This is a genomic window from Simiduia curdlanivorans (assembly GCF_030409605.1).
GTDB classification, from domain to species: domain Bacteria; phylum Pseudomonadota; class Gammaproteobacteria; order Pseudomonadales; family Cellvibrionaceae; genus Simiduia; species Simiduia curdlanivorans.
On record NZ_JAUFQG010000004.1, the window covers coordinates 140,981 to 158,839 of the forward strand.

The following is a 17,859-nucleotide window of genomic DNA, read 5'->3' on the forward strand; positions in this document are numbered from 1 at the left end:
GGAATAGGACGAGAGAAGTAGCCAATGCCTCACAAGAAAACCCACGCGGCTCAGCAGATAAAAAAGCCGGCACGGGGCCGGCTTGAAGAGAACTAGCTAATATTCAGACGCAAATAAACCCAGAACAGCTATCGCTCAAGCACTAGAACCGATAGGTGGCGCTACCGAAGGCATTGATACCGTCTTCGTAATAACCACTCACCACGGTGTAATCCTTGTCGAGCAGATTATTCACCTTCGCTTCCAGCACGAGATTGTTGCTAATAGCCCATGCAGCGCGAAGATTAACCAAGCCATAACCTGACAATTTTTGCGTGTTGGCCTGATCGGCGTAGCGCGCCGAACGCGCTTCAAAACCTAAGCCCAAGGTAATGCCGCCAAATGCGCGGCTAAGATCGGCGTTAAACAATTGATCCGATCGATTGATTAAGCGCTTGCCCGTGGCTTTGTCTTCCGCATCTAGGGCTGTGTAGTTAACGCCGAGCAACCAGCCGTCAAAGTTCTGTGCAAACTCCGCTTCCACACCGGTAATCTCCGCATCGTTGACATTGAACGGGTACCAGTTGCCACCGGCATCTGGCGCCCAGGCAATGAGATCGCTCACATCGTTTTCAAATATATTCATGGCAAACAGCAGGCCATCTTGGTGAAATTTTATGCCGGCTTCCAGGTTGCGCGAAGATTCTGGCTTTAACTCAGCATTACCCGAAAATGGGTAGTAAAGATCGTTAAAACTGGGCGCCTTAAAAGCGCTGCCATAGCTTGCCATTAGGCTCCAACCGTCGGCCAAATCAAAGCCATAGGTGATACTCCCCGTGTCTTTGCTACCAAACTGTTCGTTGTCGTCGTAACGCAGCGCGGCAATCAGATTATGGCCGCCAGAGCGACCCTGATACTGAACAAAAACCCCGGTGTTATCCCGACTATCAACGGCGTAAACAACATTATTCGATTCGACCTGCTCGACGTAGTAATCGACACCAAGACTCAACAAGCTCGCCTCCGCTAGCGCTAAATCATTTTGCCAGCTGGCACTTTCGCGCTCGGTATTAAAGCGGTTATTGCCGCCGTAGTTTATCTCTGCAACGCCGGCAATATGGTCGTCTTGCTGTGATTCATCCTGCGACAGACCGGCGCGCAATTGCGTAAGCCACACCTGATTTATCTGGCCCTTGAGCCCCACATCAGCCGAGTAGTTAGTGAATGTGGCGAAGGGTTCGCAGTCGACAAAACAAAAGCCGTTGTCGCTATCGCTTTCACCTTGCTGATACTGCCCACTGGCCTCCAGCGACCAAGCTTGCGACAGCTGCTGACTGGCATTAAGCGCCAACCGATCAGCGGCATAGGCATCTTTATCGCCGTTGCCATTGCTGGTGTTGACTGTGCGATCGAAGCCATCGGTGCTGATATGCGAAGCCACCAGATTGAGCTGGGTTGCCTCATCCTTCCAGCCAGCAACCAAGCGCGCCTGCTGCTCATTGTGCTTACCGTAACCGACATTGACGGCAAGGCTAGCGCCGTCATTTTCCGCCTGGCGGGTAAAAATTTGCACTATGCCGCCTATGGCGTCAGAGCCGTACAAACTGGAGCGCGGACCGCGCACTAATTCAATGCGCTCGATCGCCGCCGGGTCGACGAACTCCAGCGCCGTACTGCCCAAGGTCGCCGAACCCACCCGCACGCCGTCAACCAACACCAACAAATGGCCAGAGTTAGTGCCGCGCACGAAGGCGCTGCTGTTGGCACCGCGACCACCGCGCTGCACCATGTCGACACCGGTAAAACGGCTAATCAATTCAGGCACATCGCGCACCTGCAACTGCTCGATTTCAGCAGCCGTCAACACAGACACGGGGGCAAAGGTTTGCGCCAAGGGTGTTTCTGTTCGAGTGGCTGTGACAACCATCTCTTCTTGTTGAAGATCTTGGGCTTGAGCCTGAACGCCAACAATAGTCAAAGCAATTGCAGCAGATAAAGAAGTAAGTTTCATGAGAGCTCTCTATTCACAAAATAAGTGGTTTGAGAGAGGGAGAAAAGTGGGTACTCGTTCGCCAACGCGAGAAAGAAGACCACCGATGCAGCCCTCCGCTACGTCGTGTTGCCGCTCAGCGCCACACTAAAAATGGCGAATAACGGGCAGCAAAGCGAGGCAGGTATCGGGCTTAGGGTTGAATCAACCACATCACCGTTGCGGGGGCAGCGCTGGCCTTGAACCAGCTTCCCATTTAACTCGGGCATGACTCTCTTGTAGCAGAGAGTCACCAGAGCACCTAGCTTTGATGGCGCGGAGTTTACTCGGATATCGGAGCAGGTCAAGAAAGCAATGGCAGTGGTTCGCAAGCACTGCTAAAAAGCCGAGTTTCGCGGCCACGCTCCTGCGTAAAAGCGCGAACCTGACAGTACTAGAACAGGAGCTTGAATGTCACCAAGGGTTGCACAAGATTATGGCTGTGCAACAGGTCGTTTTCGAAGGCGCGCAAATGCGCGGGCAGTAATTTGTCAAACTGATAACTTTCGTTCAAGCCCAGCAAAATACGTGGCGAGAGACGCTGCGTATTCATCAGCACAGGGCTCGTCATATCAAGCTCCCATAACAATAGGTTCGGCCGGACAGCTGCAGCACCTGCCGTGAGTATCACCGCCTGACGTTGGTAGCCACCGCGGGTAATTGCCACAGGGTCACTGGTGATAGCGAGCTCAATTTGCCCCAAACGTTTATCCACCAGCGCGAAAAGGCTACTAGGCGGCATGCTGGAAATATGGCGCTCTGCAGCAAGCAGCGGCGAACAACAAAGGAAATTGAACAATAGGGCAATACAGCACGGCAACTTCATGGCACACCTCGGAAACGTGCTGCCATGTTAAAGCGATGTTTGGTGGAGAAATATTCGCCAGATGGCTAAAAATGACTAGCAAATGGCCTAGTCCATTTTAGCAAGCTGACAGATGGCGACACACTGTCAGGCCGTATTTAGTAAGTTGTACTTATTCGCTCAACGCTACTCGCCATGGCGGGTTCAACCTATTTTTGCCAGCCCAATACAAGATGATTTTGTTTCCTGAAGGGTCTCTTAGAACTGCCTCCCGCCAGAGGTATCGCTTGTCTGTTGGCGCCGCTTCGAAACAAAAACCTTTAGCTTCAAGCCGGCCCACCAACTCGTCAATCTGCTCATCTTCAAAATAAATAACGCTGCCGTTGTTGAACCCCTCTTCTGCCAAGCTTAGTGAAAAAGTTGAACCGCCATCACTACATTCAAAACGCGCGTAATGTGGGGTATCAACTATCTGAACAAAACCCATTTTCCGGTAGAAGGCTGCCGCTAATGGCATATCGCTAACTGGCAGTGTGACTTGATTCAAATTCATGCTTCCATTCCACCTTGTAAATACTGTCAGCATTACCCTTGAGCTGAACTAGCCGAAGGCAGAACCGGGTTTACAAGCCGTTGTTATCAATCTGAATACACCCCCGGCACCCAAAGCTCCATAAATGATTCAGCCTTTGCCAGCTGTGTAAATCCGAATTGTCCGTATAGACCATGGGCGTCTGCCGTCGCCAATAGCATACGCCGCAAACCCTGCAATTGGGGATGAGCCAAGATCGTTTCCATTAACCATTTGCTCAAGCCTTGGCCACGGTGGCTCTCAAGAATAAATACGTCGGCAAGGTAGGCAAAGGTTGCTGAGTCAGTGATCATACGCGCAAAACCCACTTGCTCCCCGGAACGCGTAAACACCCCGAAACAGAGCGAATTTTTAACTGCCCGCGCCATGGTTTCAAGCGGAATGCCTTTCGCCCAACTAGAGCTTGAAATAAAAGCATGCACAACAGACAAGTTCATCTCGTCATAATCTGTACTAATTCTATAGCCCTTCATATCAACACCCAAAGCAAGATAAAAACATACCAGGTATTCAACCTTAAGCTTTATCACCCATATATTTTTTGGAAAATAAGATACGCCAGATACAACCAAAGCAACACCAATGCAATGGACCTCAACCCTCGATGCTTATCATTTTTCTCAGAGTCGTTATTCAAGCTGCTTTTTTGCGCCAGCTTAAAAGACCCGCAAGCAGGGCAAGCACCCTGAGAAGACTGCTTGCCCTTATAGCCACATTCTGCACACTGAAAACCCATTCCTACTTATCTCCGCGCCACCTCGTAGAACTAAAATGCTTAGAGCATTCCTTCATCCACCTCAGCAAAAAAACTAGTCCTCATTAAAAATAGCATTCTGGATTACTAATAAAACCGTTCCGACTAATAGCGTAAACCCTCCTAGAAGAGACTCAAACTAGAACCACTTCGGCACAAGCCTATTCTTTTGCCGCCATGCGCCTATAAAGATAATGCGATTTCATTGGCGAGCGCTAAAGCAATATAAATCAACCCAACGCCTTACAACCGACAAAAAACACTCGAACAAATCAATTTCCTACTGATTCAATGCCGTATTTTTTAGCTAGTGCTTTGTAAACCGATTCGGCGTTATAACTAAAGCCTTGCCCGGGCTTTTCCTTGAATATTATGATTGTGTTTGAAGTATTCGGCTTGGTTATAATATAAGAATCACCGCCGTAGGTTGTGGTAGTCGCGCTACCGTAACTTGTACCGCCAACGCTAGACACGCTCGCCATAGTACTAGACGTGGTTGGCGTTGAATGTGCACTGCTCGTTGTATAGCTATTTGCATCGATGATGACAAAATACCGGCTGCCTTGTTCCAACGTGATTTCGGCACTACGCAGCAAGGTAAAATCCGAAGCCTTTCCAGCATCAGTAAACGCATTACCTCTAAAGGAAACCTTAAAGACATTGTCATCGAGCTGCGTCTCTGAATAGCCACCGGTTAAACCGTCATTCTGGTAAGACGTAGCGCACCCTTGGATAAAAGCAAAAAACAAAACGAATACAATTAGATTTCTCATGGTCTCTCCTGATTAGTGGGTAATGCCGGCGGCAAAAGTAAACGTTAATAAGTTCGGCAGCGATAGCCGCCCACGTAAACACCCTTGCCAGCTAAACATCGCACTTATTCAGCCGACCCAACTTTAAATGATATGGTGTTGCCCATAGCTGCAGCAACAGACATTCAGCTAGATATCCCGAGGCCTCTAAGCACCCACACTAGCGGGCGCCCTAACTAACTCGGAAGCGCTACTGCCCCTACTATTACTTGAACAGTTCAATTTTGCTGAAAATCGAATGTAGCAAGAGTGAATTATGAAAACAACAAGCAAAACCGATATGAATAAACACCCTACTACTGGTAACGAAACAATAGCTATTTACACGTCAAAATATGAGACGCACCGCCTAAAAGCCTTATTCAACGCCAAGATTAAAGTATTAGCTAAACCAGTTATATCAATTGCTGGATTTAACTCGCGAATACACTTGTTTGAACGAGCAAGAGGCTCTCTCTTTAATGCAGATAGGATTGACACGAGGTTGAAGCTGATTCTAGCCACCATGATAACGGCCAATGTCAGACCAATGATAAAAAATTATACTTATCAAAGACTTATCACCCGGCTAGCGGAGGTTAATGAAAGCAAGAGCACTGGAGTTAACTCACGCTTGAAGGCACAAAACACCGCGCTCAACCACGCAAGCAGTGCCAAAAATTTAAATAGGCTAATCCTTTCAGATCACCTCGACAGCGTTTAAGATTTTTGCTTACGTTGTTTCTTCCTATCGCCGTGGCGACGACCTGTCTAGCCTTTGATAGTATTAAAAACAATATTCTATATACCTGCGTATCTTCTTACGTTTTTATTCCCATTCAGCCAAGTTGCGAGAGTGCTCGCCGGCTGCATCAGACAATTTTTTGCAGCCGTCGAAGGCAATGAGCCATGGCCGAGACAACCTTTTTAATCACAAACGAACAATACCTCTTCGAGCGAGTCTAGGTCCGTAGGACCGATACTGCTACCACTTGTTATATGCTTGCATAGTTTGAAACTTCAATTAGATTACCATCGGGATCTCTAAAATATGCAGATACAATTTTTCCTGTGGCTCCAGTGCGATTAACAGGGCCCTCTATTATTGGAATATTATGTTCAATGAGCCCTTTGATTACCAACTCGATGGGTTCTTTGACGATAAAACACAAATCTGCACTACCAACACTAACATTTTCAGCTTTTGACTCAAGCTCCGCTCCCTGCTGATGAAGGTTTATTTTCTGGTTTCCAAAAACTAATGCAACGCGCCCTTGACCAAACACCACCTTTTCCATGCCCATAACAAGGGTATAGAAATCTACAGTTGCAGGAATATCCTTAACGGTAAGAACTATGTGATCAATTCTATCTACTTGCACGATGCTTCCTGCTTGATTGACATATAAAGTTTTTATTCATGAATCGTCTAGTTGCGGTGATTAACCTTTGACACTTCGCCACATTCATAAAGCAGCGCTAACCAAGCGACCTATGATTCTTCGGCCTGCCAACTTTGGCCATTGACCAACAATTTCTTCACCACATTGGCACCCGACGGGGTGACAGACAGCACAATGGAACCCTCACCCTTGCGCACTGCGGCATCCAAGCGCATGGCTTCCGATTGAGGGATATAAAAGCGCTCCAAACCTGTTTGAAAACGGCCATATTGGCATACACCTCGTAAGGGATAATCGCACGCCAAGGCCGAATGGCTCGCATAGTGATCACCACCTTCCACTAAACAGACCGCCTCCGGTTCACTGTTTTCAGCGCATAGGTCATCAATATCAAAAGCAATTTGATACACGATGTAATGGCCAGATAATAAATCTCTCGGGTCAAAGCCCGTAACAGGCAGAGTAAATTCCTTGCCAATGCTCGACACATAGGCCTTAGAACCGGCAAGAAATACGAGACAGAGCAAGGGAAAAACAAGCGCCGCAATCAGTATTTTTTTATGCTTCATAATCTGATGCCCTCAACCAATGTTTGCAGGCGCCCATGATGCTTATACCAAGCCCAAGCCAAGCTCAATATGATAACGCCGGAAATAATCAAACCAATGCCAGTGGTCGCTAGCCCACCCAACGCATCGAAATAGACGATTAAAAAACGAATGGCCACCAGCAAGGCGAAGAAATTGAATAGCCGGCGCGAGCCGCATAGGGCAAAGTAAAATGCGCAAAGGCTCGCAAGGAGGATGCTAAATGTGGCGGCCACCAGAGAGCTTTCTAGACTCAAACGAGTCGCGAATACCGCAACAACATAAACCGCAAACAATAATAGAAGCGCTTTCCGATGAGTTGCCGACGGGCTATCGGTAACGACGACTAGCGCCAGCGCAATCGCGAATAGCGCTGTTAGCCCGATGAGAATGGGATAGCTGAACACCAAGGGCATCCAACCCCACGATCCGATATCCATGGTGACCACAGCAATGCACCCTAACACCGCCAGCCAAAAGTTGAACACGCGAGCAAAAGCATGGGTGGGCAACAGCGCCAATGCCAATTTACCCAATATAAATAAGATAGCCGGTGCAGCAAACAACAGGCTTAGCATGACTTGATCATCGGAACTGCCAAACCAGTCATCGCTCTTTGCGTCGACTAGCGATATGACTGCGCCCATAAAAACCATTAGCCATACGTGGGGCAAGGGTGCGCGCTGCGTGCATAGCGCTAAAGGCAATAACATCACCAGCCACAGCAGTAGCGCTTGGTACAAATCGCCGCCTGTGTGGTAGATCTGTGCAATCAATCCGATAGACGCCAAAATCAGCGCGGCGAAAAAAACGATGCCCACTTCAAACAGCACTAGGCTTCCGCTGCCATGCAGCCGGTAAATACCCAACGCCAAGGCGGCTAGCACGAGTAAGTCGGCACCAAGTTTTGCCCAATTAGGTATTTCACTCCAATTAGCGGCGATCAAAGAAATCACGCCTATCGCTAATACGGTTACGCCAACCGCCAAAATGCCATAGAGTACCCAATGCCGCGCCGGCTTTGCTTGTTCATAGCGTTCGATACTGGCGGCTTGCGTCGATGAGATAAGTTCTGCGCTCACCCACTCCTGAAGCAGTTGTGTTAAATTCGCCATGGGCATCCCTGATTAGCTGAGTTTTCGGGTGTCGCTTTTGTTTGGCACCACAAAGATTAAGCGGCGATTATGGCGCGCTAAACGGCGCCAAGCTAGCCTAACATCTACACAATTCAAGTAAATTATTCACTTCGCTATCGTCTTACCCTGAAGCCCAACTATTTTTAAACTAAACTTGATGGTCCTATCATGAACAATATCAAGCCTAAAAAACTACTTAACAGCAAATGGACGGCAGTTACACCAAAGAATCGAGAAAAACATTTTTTGGTAACAGAGGTAGAATTTGACCAGGAGGGCACTGTAACCTCATGCATTCTAGAGGCTGTATTGTCAAAAAGATCTAGTTCAATCGACTGGCACGACTTGACTAATAACACACGCTGGCTTCACGGCTGGCAGTAGGTTAGTCATATTTCACTAGTTAACGGCTAGTCGCTTGGGGCTCTATCGCCACGACTTAAAACGGAGCACGCCTACTAGCCATCGCACATTAGGAATTTAGCATGAGCGAAATTAACGTCATCAACACAATTCAAGTCCCCGCTGGCATGGAAGCCGAAGCCGAGCAAATTAGAGCAGTGTACGTAGACTACTTTAGCAAGCAAGAGGGCTTTGTGAGTTCGACCTTTTACAAATCCATCCATAGGGAAACTGACGGCTCGATCAAGTATGTAAACACCGTAGTGTGGGCGTCGATACAGGATTTCGAGCGCGTTGTTAACCTAGGATTTAACAATACCGACGGCGAAAATAGCGACGGCATGCGGGTATTGGGCAAGGGCTTTCCTGAACCTATTGTTGTTTCACCTGGGCAATATCAAATTATTTCGCAAAGCTAAGCGCTACAGGTTACAGGCTACAGGCTACAGGCTACAGGCTACAGGCTACAGGCTACAGGCTACAGGCTACAGGCTACAGAGGAATGATCCTACGACTCATAGCCTTACACACGTTAAAATTTGGATGGAGGGATTGCGCATGACAACATTAACCGGTGAATGTTTTTGCGGCGCGGTTAAGTATCAAATCACAGGCCCGCTGCGCGACGCGCGCTCTTGTCACTGCTCGCGCTGTCGCAAAGCCTTTAGCGCCCAGGCTTCGGCCTATGCCTTAGTCGATCCTGCGGATTTCAGCTGGCTTTGCGGCGCCGACGCGTTAACCACCTACGCAAGCCAGCAAGATTTCGGCTTTCAGTTTTGCCGCCAATGCGGCTCTACCTTGTGCGGCATCTACAAAAATCACGTTCACGGCATCACGCTAGGCTGCCTGAACGAAGACCCTCACATTGAAATAGGTCGGCATATCTTTGTCGGCTCCAAAGCAAGTTGGGAGGTTATGCCCGAGGGCGTTACCCAGTATCAAGCGCAAGGGCCAGATTGACCCAAACCAACAGTCACAGCACGGCGCTGTCTGGCATCCAATTTTTACTTTGTCGACAGGAAGCTCTGATGCAAAAGGATGTTCAGGTAAAGTTCGCGTCTTACCCAGAACACATTCGGCCGTTGATGCTCACCCTTCGTTCACTTATTTTTGAAGTGGCGGCGGAAGATGGCATAGATGATCTTGAAGAATGTTTAAAATGGGGCGAGCCCAGTTATTTATGTAAACACGGCAGCACATTGCGCATAGATTGGAAAGCGAAGGAACCCAACCAGTACGCGATGTACTTCCACTGCCAGACCTCTTTGGTGGCTACTTTTACCGAACTATATGGGGAGGCGCTTTGCTTTTCTGGCAACAGAGCGATCATTCTCGACATACACCAAAAACTGCCGGAGCAAGTTTTAAAACATTGCGTATCCTTAACGCTGCGCTACCACTCACTCAAGCATAAACCTTTACTTGGCGCTTAAGCGTTCGACAAAAATCGATCATTAGACTCATAAACGGGTTTAATGCGAGCTATGATCAGGGCAAACCAGCTACAGTATCGGATCGGACGCGCTCAAGCTAACCCGTATACAACCACACTTGATTCAAGTAACGCGAACGCAACTATCCAACCACAACGCGCACTTGCTTTCACACCCTTAAATGATAATCCTTTAAGGGCAATCAGGAGAGGGCGACATGGTCGATGCACAAGCAAGCAAAGAAAAAAAAGGAAGTACTCAAGGCGCTAATTGGATAATTAAAGTTTATCCTTTTGGGGTTTTACTATTGAGCTTGGTCTTATGTTTTGTATTGGGCATTCAACCCACTCAGGCAGCGGTGCCTACCAACGAGCTGCTAGGCATACTTACATTAGCAGCGGCCATTTTAATCCTGAATCACTCCTGGGTAATGACCGCTACCGAGCTAACCCGGCACAAGTACAAAGTGTACGCCTCGCCCGAAGAAAGGAAAACGCATGCAGCAAGTAAAGCCGATGTTTCCGACGAGGGCATAAATGAAATTGAGAGGCACCTAAACACCCACAGAAATACAACAGAAAATACAATTTACTATATCTTTCTGGCCATTATCTTTTCGCTAGCATCGCCAAGCTTGCTCGCGGCATGGGTATGGTTACTGTTATTTCCCATCGCCCGTTTAGGCTACACCTACAGCTACTTCGCCGGAAACGATAACCTACGCGGCGTTTTCATGTCTTTAACGTTGCTATCAACTTACGGCATGGCGAGTTATTTGGCGCTCAGTTTTCTCTTTCGTTAGGTAATTTATTTTGAAAAAAATACGCATACACCACTACATGGGGAAAACGCTCGACACTGACGGCCGTTCCACTTGGGAATCCATTCAAGTTGAACTGTTAGTGGGCTTCCTATTTGGGGGGATAGCGTTTTCAATGTACCGACTTGGCTCAACCTTCTTTTTTGTCGCAGCCGCCATACCTACGCTTGCCTGCATCATCAGTGTTGGCCTTACCTTGTATTGGGCAAAGCAACATCAAGCGTCAAATACCAATACCGAGCGTTAAAAAACTGCTATAAACCAGCGCCCACTGCACCTCTGTTCTGCATTACATTTCGGTTTTCTCAATCCACTGCTGTCTCGCTAACGCTGAGAACATGAATTGGGGGCTTGTGCTAGAGACCGTCACCAGCATGGATGCTGGTGTTGAGCCTACATGGAAGTATTAACGGCGTGTCTCTAGCGTAAGCACGCGGTTCATGTCTGGCACCATGCTCACCCAAGGTCATCTCATTAAATACGAGTCCATCGGAAGATTCGCAAAATCCTTAACGGGACAGCAGTGATCTCAAACACACATTACTTTTCACACCTAACAATCTCCCTGCTGAAATCCCCCCCCAGAACTCACTTACGTTCGTACCCACTAATTTCAAACCTCAACCTCCTGCCATCCTCCGGCCATAACCCGCTGTTTTTGCTCACCTTCCCCATACCAGGGCCGCAAGTCACTAGCCCAATCCTTTTGGGCATAGCACACAGAGTCAGAATGACAACGTTGTCCATCCTGAAACTTTATGATACAACGTTGTCATTCTGTGCGTTTGCCCTCTCTTTTGCCCAGTGGTGATGAGGCTCTAGGTTTGTTGGCCTACAGGATGTTGTGAAAAACCAAAAATCAAAATAATAACCACGAGGTGTAACACGATGTTTAAACGCTCCCAACTCGGGCTGGGCGTTGCTTTGGCCTGTGCTTTCGCAAGCTTCAGCAGCCAAGCAGCAGTGCCTGCAAAACCCGCTATCAGCTGGATGCCCACCAGTTTCGAAAATGGCAACAACCTTACCGTGCACTGGGATATGTGGTGGGGTGTAAATGGCACAAGCTGGACACTCACCAACAATGGCGCCGTGCAGTGTGAAGGCCAACTCACCCCTAACGGCCAAAACCAACAAAGCGCAGAGTGCACCAGCAACTTTTCAGCCGGCAGCCACGCACTACAAGTCGCGCTGTGTAATACCGATGGCTGCACCAGCAGTAACAGCTTCACTATTCAAGTGACCAACGGCGGCACCACCAATCAAGCGCCAACCGTTAGCCATAACGCCCCAACGTCCGCTAGCGAAGGCGATACTGTCACCTTATCGGCCAGCGCCAGCGACGCCGATGGCAGCATTCAACAAGTTGCGTTTTATGTAGACAACGCTTTGATCGGCGCAGATACCAGCGCGCCCTATTCGGTGCAGTGGCAAACGACGGCCGGCAATCACACCATTCACGCCATCGCCACCGACAACCAAAATGCCACAGCGCAATCCGGCAGCTCGTCTATAGCCGTTACTGCCCTGCCCAATCAAGCACCGCAAATTTCCCTGGCTAATGTGCCGGCTAATTGGATGGACGGCCAAGCCGCCAGCTTTAGCGCTGTGGCCTCCGATACCGACGGCCAAATCAGCGCCGTGCGCTTCTATTTAAACAACGCGCTATTAGCCACCGACACCAGCTCGCCCTACCAAGCCAATTGGCAGGCGCAGGCCGGTAATCACAGCCTGTATGCGGTAGCAGTGGATGACGACAACGCCGAAACCCAAAGCGCCAGCCAAGCCTTCAGTGTGGCCGCCGATAGCAACGCCGCACCCACGGTAAGCTTGGCACCGCTGGCCAGCGGCATTATTGCCGGCGATCAAGTAGCACTCTCGGCGACGGCGACTGACGCCGATGGCAGCATCAGCAAAGTTGAGTTTTATATAGACAATCAACTACTCAGCACCGACACCAGCCTACCCTTCGAAACCAGCTGGACCGCCAGCGCCGGCAGCCACACGGTGCTAGCCCGCGCCTACGACAACCAAGCCAAAACCGCCGATGCCTCACAGACCGTGACCGTGGCCAACGACGGCTCGGTGAACCATGAAGACTGCCGGCCAGACGGCCTTTACGCCACACCCGGTATCGATGTGCCCTACTGCACCGTGTACGACACAGACGGGCGCGAATTGATGGGCAGCGCCACGCGCCGCGTCATCGGCTATTTCACCAGCTGGCGCACCGGCGGCAATGGCCCCGCCTACTTAGCGCACCAAATCCCGTGGGATAAGCTCACCCACATCAACTACGCCTTCGCCCACGTGAACAGCAATAACCAAGTGTCCGTAGGTGCCAACTCGCCCACCAATGCCGCCACTGGCATGGAATGGCCGGGCGTAGCCGGTGCCGAAATGGACCCGAGCCTGCCCTACAAAGGCCACTTCAACCTGCTCAACAAATACAAGAAGCAATACCCGCACGTGAAGACCTTGGTATCGATTGGCGGCTGGGCTGAAACCGGCGGCTATTTCGAGGGCGAGGGTCGCGTCGACTCAGGCGGTTTCTACACCATGACCACCAACAGCGATGGCTCGGTTAACAGCGCTGGCATTAACACCTTCGCCGATTCCGTAGTGACCTTCCTGCGCAGCTACGGCTTCGACGGCGCCGATATCGACTACGAATACCCCACCTCCATGAACGACGCGGGCAACCCGCTCGACTTCGCCATTTCTAACGCCATGCGCGGCGGCTTAAACGCCTCTTACAATGTGCTGATGAAAACCCTGCGCGAAAAACTCGACGCCGCCGGCGCGCAAGATGGCAAGCACTACATGCTCACCATCGCCTCGCCGTCGTCGGGTTATTTGTTGCGCGGTATGGAAGCGTTTAAATCGGTGCAGTATTTAGATTACGTCAACATTATGTCTTACGACCTGCACGGTTCGTGGAATCAATTTGTTGGCCCCAATGCACCGCTGTTTGATAACGGCGAAGATTCTGAATTGCTGAAATGGAATGCCTACGGCGGTCAGTACAAAAATATTGGCTACCTCAATACCGATTGGGCCTACCACTATTTCCGCGGTTCACTACCGGCCGGTCGCATTAACATCGGCGTGCCCTATTACACCCGTGGTTGGCAGGGCGTTGAAGGCGGCACCAACGGCTTGTGGGGCGAAGCGTCGCTACCCAACCAAGGCGAATGCCCAGTGGGTACCGGTTCCGGCGAAACCAATAAGTGCGGCTACGGCGCCATTGGTATCGACAACCTCTGGCACGACAAAAACGAAATGGGCGATGAACTGGGTGCCGGTTCCAACCCCATGTGGCACGCGAAAAACTTGGAGAATGGTATTCCGGGTAGCTATCTCGCAAGCTACGGCTTAGACCCAGTCAACAACCCCTACCATCAGCTGCAAGGCACTTACGTGCGCCACTACAACAGCACCATGGCGGCACCTTGGTTGTGGAACGCCGAGAAAAAAGTGTTCCTATCCACGGAAGATGAACAGTCTATTAACCGCAAGGCAGATTACATTGTCGATGAAGGTATTGGCGGCGTAATGTTCTGGGAATTGGCGGGTGATTACCGTTTCAACGCCGGCACCGGCGAATACGAAATGGGCAACACCCTCACCACTGCACTGGCGGATAAATTTGCCAACGCACCCAAGTACGGCAATAAGCGTGCGGAAGTGGCATTGCCCGGCGAGCAATTGGATATCAGTTTTGATCTCACCAATTTTGCTTTGGGTGATTCCAACTACCCCATCACGCCCGACCTAATCATCACCAACAATTCCGGCGTAGATTTACCGGGCAGCACCGAGTTTTATTTCGATGTAGCCACCAGTGCGCCGGATAATATTGCCGACCAAAGTGCCGCCGGTTTAACCGTGGTGTCTAACGGTTCAAACGCGTCGGGCAATAACATCGGTGGTTTAGACAATAATTTCCATCGGGTTAAAATTGCCACACCCAGTTATTTAACGGTGAAGCACGGCGAATCTTGGAAGGTAGTGATGAAATACTATCTGCCGGTTTCACTGCCTTCAAACTGGGAAGTAAAAATCGGCAGCCAACGCTTTGCGCTTTTACAAGAGCATCCGAACTTACCGGCGGGTACGGTAACGGGCGGCGGCACCGGTGGTGGCGATGGTGGCGGCACGGGTGATTGCGCCGCACAAAATATCGACCCAGCCAGCTACCCGGCCTACCCCCACTTTCCCCAAAAAGATTGGGCCGGCAACCCCTCCCACGCCAACGGCGGCCACCGCATGACCCACAACAGCGCGGTGTACCAAGCCAAGTGGTGGACGGCGACCCAACCCGGTGGGAGTGATTGGGATTTGGTTTGTGGCTTCTAATAGAGTAAGTAAAAGCGTTTAGGTTTTTTTAAACGTTAGGAAAGGGAAACGGGGCTTAGTGCCCCGTTTTTTGTTTGGCGTCTAGATCATCTATAGATGAAAACCATAAGAGCAAAAGCTAAGGCACCTACTACTGAGATTATGGTTGGGCACGTAGGTCGACTCACCCAGCCGCTTCACCGCTCCATCAACGCCTAAAGGCGCCTACTTTTGGTGCTCTACCTCCTGCATATATGGACCCACCCCGTTTGCAAGACATTTGATTCTGATAATGGATAAAAGTCATTGCTCTCATATATCCGGCCTGTTGGTGGAAGTTTTTGTCCTCCTGGCCCCGATGGATATTTGCGCTCGTCCTCCTCATCATCCCTACGGCTTTATTAAAGCCAATGCACGGAACAGGTTTTGAACGAGCCGGTCTGACCTATCTCACCATCCAATCAATCTATCTTTGCAACTGACGCGACGGGTTAAACTCTTGCAGTACGCTATCGCGTACTGTGATAAAACGCTGCTCTATACCGCAGGGCGATAGCGCTCGCCTTTTGCCATGATCACCCAAGCAATTCTGGCTAACTTATTTGCTACGGCGACGCAGGCTCGGTTGTGGCCTCTTCGCTCCAGTAACGATTGCGCCCAGCGGCTAAAGCGATCTGTTTTCTCCGCAGAATACCGCAGTACTGCGCGTGCCCCATGTATCAGCAAGGTGCGCAAATAACAATTACCTCGCTTACTGATACCCAGTAACACGGGCTTACCACCCGTACTGTGCTGACCCGGTACTAAGCCTAACCACGCGGAGAAGTGTCGGCCATTCACAAAGTCACTACCATCACCAGCCGCTGCATACAGTGCACTTGCGGTAATAGCTCCAATACCGAGCACCTCATCTAAACGCTGGCACTGTTCATTACCCTGATTAACCGCTTTTATACGTTGCTCGCAGCGCTCTAGGCGTTCGTTAATGGCTATGAGCTCATCGAACAGTTCTGCAAACAGTTCCCGAGCACCTACGGTTAAAGCGTTACTCCCGTCTTCGAGTATCAATGGCAATTCTCGTTTCAAGGTAGCAATACCCTTGTGAATCGCTACGCCATACTCCGCTAATAACCCTCTTATCTGGTTCGACAGGGCTGTACGCTCGCCCTTTAAACGCTCTCTTTGTCGATGTATGTTCTGAACATCTTGCTGCTCAATATTCTTAATGGGCACAAAGCGCATAGTAGGGCGTTGAGCTGCTTCAGCAATTGCCTCCGCATCGTTGTAGTCGTTCTTGTTGCCTTTGACATACGGTTTCACGTACTGCGGCGCTATTAGTTTCACATCATGCCCCAAGGCTTGAAGCTCTCTTGCCCAATAGTTGGCACTGCCGCAAGCTTCCATAACAACCAAGCAACTCTCTAGCTTGGCAAAGTAAGCCAAGAGCTGATGCCGTTTTAGTTGTTTCTTCTTTAACGGCTTGCCTCGTAAATTTACAGCCACTAAGTGGAAAACAGACTTTGCGATATCCAGCCCAATCGTTGTAATCTTCATCTCGACCCACTCCTCATTCTGTTAAATGGTATGTTCGTAACTTCCATTTTGGCTCATTGCGAAGCCGCTTTAGAAGTGGAGTGGGTCCATACCATTATCCATGCAGTCGTGCATTGAGTCGCTCGCGCCACGTCCTTGTTTGTGGCTTGCCTACAGGATGTAGGTACACTTGATGGACAGGACGTCCAAGGAAAGTGTTAGTGAAATGGCTGGGCAAACTACCTTTTGAGCCCCTTGCTAAAATCCGCGAGTTTGAGTGAGACAGCGGCAGAGGTTAACCAAATGCATCTATATAGACACAAATGGAAGTAGTTGTGGCAGAATCAGGGCTTTGAAGTGGTTGATTCATAAATGCATGCCTATATTTGGAATCGCCTATTGTCAAATTGTTCGATCAAAAGAGAGCATCTGAATGACAGGGAAGTTTCTTGAAAAACCTACAAATAAATTACTAGACGATTTTGGTGCTGGCAATGCCTCTCCCGGCTCAGGAAGTGCGGCAGCTCTTATGGGGTTACTTGCATCAAAGCTAACAATTACTGTATGTAAAAAAAGTATTGAATATGCCAAAGAAGAAAGTGAAATTAAAGCGTTTCAATATATATTGGATCAAGTCGAGACACATATTGAACCGAAATTGAAAGAATTATTCGAAAAAGATGCTACAGACTTTGAAAGAGTTGTCGAATTATGGCGGGAGAGAACTATAGAATCCTCGACAACTAAAAAGGCAGCCATATCTCGTGAAGCTAATAGATTACTTGAAAACGCTACAGATTATGTATTTGAGATTATTGAGCTCTGCATGACCTTGATTGACCATGGGGTTGTAGTGTTTGAAAGTGGCTGGAAGACAGTGCGAGGCGATTCAGGCGCAGCTATTAGCGCATCCATGGCTGGCGTCACCTCTGGAATTTTTATAGCCAATTTAAATCTTAAGACCCTGAAGGGCAGAAATTACGCCGCCTCAAACATTAAAAAATGTGATGAACTATACCAAAGACTGAATGTAAAGCAAACAAAGGCATTTAGTTGTGTTGTGTCGCTTAATTCAGAGGCTCTAGAGGCGATTCAGCTTGAACTTCCTGAGACCTAAAAATCTGTGGAAATCGCTATGGCGCAAAAAAATGTTTTAACTGGATATACTATGAAGAATAAGTCTGAGCCAATAAAAATTATTAGCTTGCGTAGTTAAATATAAACAAATTATAGATATTAACCATCCAGCACATAAGAGAA

At 49.3% G+C, this 17,859-nt stretch carries 18 protein-coding genes and 1 riboswitch; of the genes, 9 read left to right on the forward strand and 9 right to left on the reverse strand.

Annotated elements, in window-relative coordinates; genetic code table 11:
- Positions 1 to 142: 142 nt before the first annotated feature.
- The 5 genes from QWY82_RS00860 to QWY82_RS00880 all read right to left on the reverse strand — a co-directional run bounded on the left by QWY82_RS00860 (position 143) and on the right by QWY82_RS00880 (position 4,932).
- Positions 143 to 1,990 (reverse strand): TonB-dependent receptor domain-containing protein, encoded by a 1,848-nt coding sequence (locus tag QWY82_RS00860; protein ID WP_290259219.1) that lies wholly within the window; start codon positions 1,988 to 1,990, stop codon positions 143 to 145.
- A 141-nt stretch (positions 1,991 to 2,131) separates the two neighbouring features.
- Positions 2,132 to 2,284: riboswitch (cobalamin riboswitch) on the reverse strand.
- 118 nt (positions 2,285 to 2,402) lie between these two features.
- Complete coding sequence (locus QWY82_RS00865) at positions 2,403 to 2,834, reverse strand: hypothetical protein (protein WP_290259221.1); 432 nt, start codon at positions 2,832 to 2,834, stop codon at positions 2,403 to 2,405.
- A 151-nt stretch (positions 2,835 to 2,985) separates the two neighbouring features.
- Positions 2,986 to 3,399, reverse strand: a complete 414-nt coding sequence (locus QWY82_RS00870; protein WP_290259223.1) for a VOC family protein — start codon at positions 3,397 to 3,399, stop codon at positions 2,986 to 2,988.
- Between the two features lie 53 nt (positions 3,400 to 3,452).
- Positions 3,453 to 3,977, reverse strand: coding sequence for a GNAT family N-acetyltransferase (locus QWY82_RS00875; protein WP_290259225.1), 525 nt, complete (start codon positions 3,975 to 3,977; stop codon positions 3,453 to 3,455).
- A 454-nt stretch (positions 3,978 to 4,431) separates the two neighbouring features.
- Entirely contained in the window at positions 4,432 to 4,932 is a 501-nt protein-coding gene (locus tag QWY82_RS00880; protein WP_290259227.1) for a CC0125/CC1285 family lipoprotein, read from the reverse strand.
- A gap of 295 nt (positions 4,933 to 5,227) precedes the next feature.
- Between QWY82_RS00880 and QWY82_RS00885 the strand changes: the two genes are divergently transcribed.
- On the forward strand, positions 5,228 to 5,674 hold the full coding sequence (locus QWY82_RS00885) for a hypothetical protein (protein ID WP_290259228.1): 447 nt from the start codon (positions 5,228 to 5,230) through the stop codon (positions 5,672 to 5,674).
- Between the two features lie 271 nt (positions 5,675 to 5,945).
- Here QWY82_RS00885 and QWY82_RS00890 read toward each other — a convergent pair whose 3' ends face one another.
- The 3 genes from QWY82_RS00890 to QWY82_RS00900 form a co-directional block, all read right to left on the reverse strand.
- Entirely contained in the window at positions 5,946 to 6,332 is a 387-nt protein-coding gene (locus tag QWY82_RS00890; protein WP_290259229.1) for a VOC family protein, read from the reverse strand.
- 110 nt (positions 6,333 to 6,442) lie between these two features.
- The gene (locus QWY82_RS00895; RefSeq protein ID WP_290259230.1) at positions 6,443 to 6,922 is read right to left on the reverse strand and encodes a GDYXXLXY domain-containing protein; all 480 of its coding nucleotides are present in this window, start codon (positions 6,920 to 6,922) and stop codon (positions 6,443 to 6,445) included.
- Positions 6,919 to 8,055 (reverse strand): DUF2157 domain-containing protein, encoded by a 1,137-nt coding sequence (locus tag QWY82_RS00900; RefSeq protein WP_290259231.1) that lies wholly within the window; start codon positions 8,053 to 8,055, stop codon positions 6,919 to 6,921. The genes QWY82_RS00895 and QWY82_RS00900 overlap by 4 nt, the downstream gene beginning before the upstream one ends.
- A 189-nt stretch (positions 8,056 to 8,244) precedes the next feature.
- Between QWY82_RS00900 and QWY82_RS00905 the strand changes: the two genes are divergently transcribed.
- The 7 genes from QWY82_RS00905 (at position 8,245) to QWY82_RS00935 (ending at position 15,087) form a co-directional block, all read left to right on the forward strand.
- Positions 8,245 to 8,460 carry a TIGR02450 family Trp-rich protein gene (locus tag QWY82_RS00905; protein ID WP_290259232.1) on the forward strand — a complete coding sequence of 72 codons (216 nt, stop codon included), beginning with the start codon at positions 8,245 to 8,247 and terminating at the stop codon, positions 8,458 to 8,460.
- A gap of 101 nt (positions 8,461 to 8,561) precedes the next feature.
- Complete coding sequence (locus QWY82_RS00910; RefSeq protein WP_290259233.1) at positions 8,562 to 8,897, forward strand: antibiotic biosynthesis monooxygenase family protein; 336 nt, start codon at positions 8,562 to 8,564, stop codon at positions 8,895 to 8,897.
- Between the two features lie 139 nt (positions 8,898 to 9,036).
- Positions 9,037 to 9,438 carry a GFA family protein gene (locus QWY82_RS00915; protein WP_290259234.1) on the forward strand — a complete coding sequence of 134 codons (402 nt, stop codon included), beginning with the start codon at positions 9,037 to 9,039 and terminating at the stop codon, positions 9,436 to 9,438.
- 68 nt (positions 9,439 to 9,506) lie between these two features.
- Positions 9,507 to 9,911, forward strand: coding sequence for a DUF1801 domain-containing protein (locus QWY82_RS00920; RefSeq protein WP_290259235.1), 405 nt, complete (start codon positions 9,507 to 9,509; stop codon positions 9,909 to 9,911).
- Between the two features lie 307 nt (positions 9,912 to 10,218).
- The gene (locus QWY82_RS00925) at positions 10,219 to 10,713 is read left to right on the forward strand and encodes an MAPEG family protein (protein WP_290259236.1); all 495 of its coding nucleotides are present in this window, start codon (positions 10,219 to 10,221) and stop codon (positions 10,711 to 10,713) included.
- Between the two features lie 10 nt (positions 10,714 to 10,723).
- Positions 10,724 to 10,978: a hypothetical protein gene (locus QWY82_RS00930; protein WP_290259237.1), complete on the forward strand. Its 255-nt coding sequence runs from the start codon at positions 10,724 to 10,726 to the stop codon at positions 10,976 to 10,978.
- A 641-nt stretch (positions 10,979 to 11,619) separates the two neighbouring features.
- Positions 11,620 to 15,087: a chitinase C-terminal domain-containing protein gene (locus QWY82_RS00935; RefSeq protein WP_290259238.1), complete on the forward strand. Its 3,468-nt coding sequence runs from the start codon at positions 11,620 to 11,622 to the stop codon at positions 15,085 to 15,087.
- Between the two features lie 516 nt (positions 15,088 to 15,603).
- Here QWY82_RS00935 and QWY82_RS00940 read toward each other — a convergent pair.
- A complete protein-coding gene (locus QWY82_RS00940) occupies positions 15,604 to 16,620 on the reverse strand; it encodes an IS110 family RNA-guided transposase (RefSeq protein ID WP_290259239.1) in 1,017 nt (338 codons plus the stop codon).
- 412 nt (positions 16,621 to 17,032) lie between these two features.
- On the opposite strand from QWY82_RS00940, the gene QWY82_RS00945 reads away from it, so the two are divergent.
- Complete coding sequence (locus tag QWY82_RS00945) at positions 17,033 to 17,716, forward strand: cyclodeaminase/cyclohydrolase family protein (protein WP_290259240.1); 684 nt, start codon at positions 17,033 to 17,035, stop codon at positions 17,714 to 17,716.
- Positions 17,717 to 17,859: the final 143 nt, after the last annotated feature.

Bases quoted from the DNA above. Each gene is read 5' to 3' on its own strand.
- QWY82_RS00920 (WP_290259235.1), top strand. From the start codon at position 9,507: ATGCAAAAGGATGTTCAGGTAAAGTTCGCGTCTTACCCAGAACACATT.
- QWY82_RS00885 (WP_290259228.1), top strand. From the start codon at position 5,228: ATGAAAACAACAAGCAAAACCGATATGAATAAACACCCTACTACTGGT.
- QWY82_RS00935 (WP_290259238.1), top strand. From the start codon at position 11,620: ATGTTTAAACGCTCCCAACTCGGGCTGGGCGTTGCTTTGGCCTGTGCT.
- QWY82_RS00940 (WP_290259239.1), bottom strand. From the start codon at position 16,620: ATGAAGATTACAACGATTGGGCTGGATATCGCAAAGTCTGTTTTCCAC.
- QWY82_RS00910 (WP_290259233.1), top strand. From the start codon at position 8,562: ATGAGCGAAATTAACGTCATCAACACAATTCAAGTCCCCGCTGGCATG.
- QWY82_RS00900 (WP_290259231.1), bottom strand. From the start codon at position 8,055: ATGGCGAATTTAACACAACTGCTTCAGGAGTGGGTGAGCGCAGAACTT.
- QWY82_RS00895 (WP_290259230.1), bottom strand. From the start codon at position 6,922: ATGAAGCATAAAAAAATACTGATTGCGGCGCTTGTTTTTCCCTTGCTC.
- QWY82_RS00870 (WP_290259223.1), bottom strand. From the start codon at position 3,399: ATGCTGACAGTATTTACAAGGTGGAATGGAAGCATGAATTTGAATCAA.
- QWY82_RS00860 (WP_290259219.1), bottom strand. From the start codon at position 1,990: ATGAAACTTACTTCTTTATCTGCTGCAATTGCTTTGACTATTGTTGGC.
- QWY82_RS00905 (WP_290259232.1), top strand. From the start codon at position 8,245: ATGAACAATATCAAGCCTAAAAAACTACTTAACAGCAAATGGACGGCA.
- QWY82_RS00880 (WP_290259227.1), bottom strand. From the start codon at position 4,932: ATGAGAAATCTAATTGTATTCGTTTTGTTTTTTGCTTTTATCCAAGGG.
- QWY82_RS00945 (WP_290259240.1), top strand. From the start codon at position 17,033: ATGACAGGGAAGTTTCTTGAAAAACCTACAAATAAATTACTAGACGAT.
- QWY82_RS00915 (WP_290259234.1), top strand. From the start codon at position 9,037: ATGACAACATTAACCGGTGAATGTTTTTGCGGCGCGGTTAAGTATCAA.
- QWY82_RS00865 (WP_290259221.1), bottom strand. From the start codon at position 2,834: ATGAAGTTGCCGTGCTGTATTGCCCTATTGTTCAATTTCCTTTGTTGT.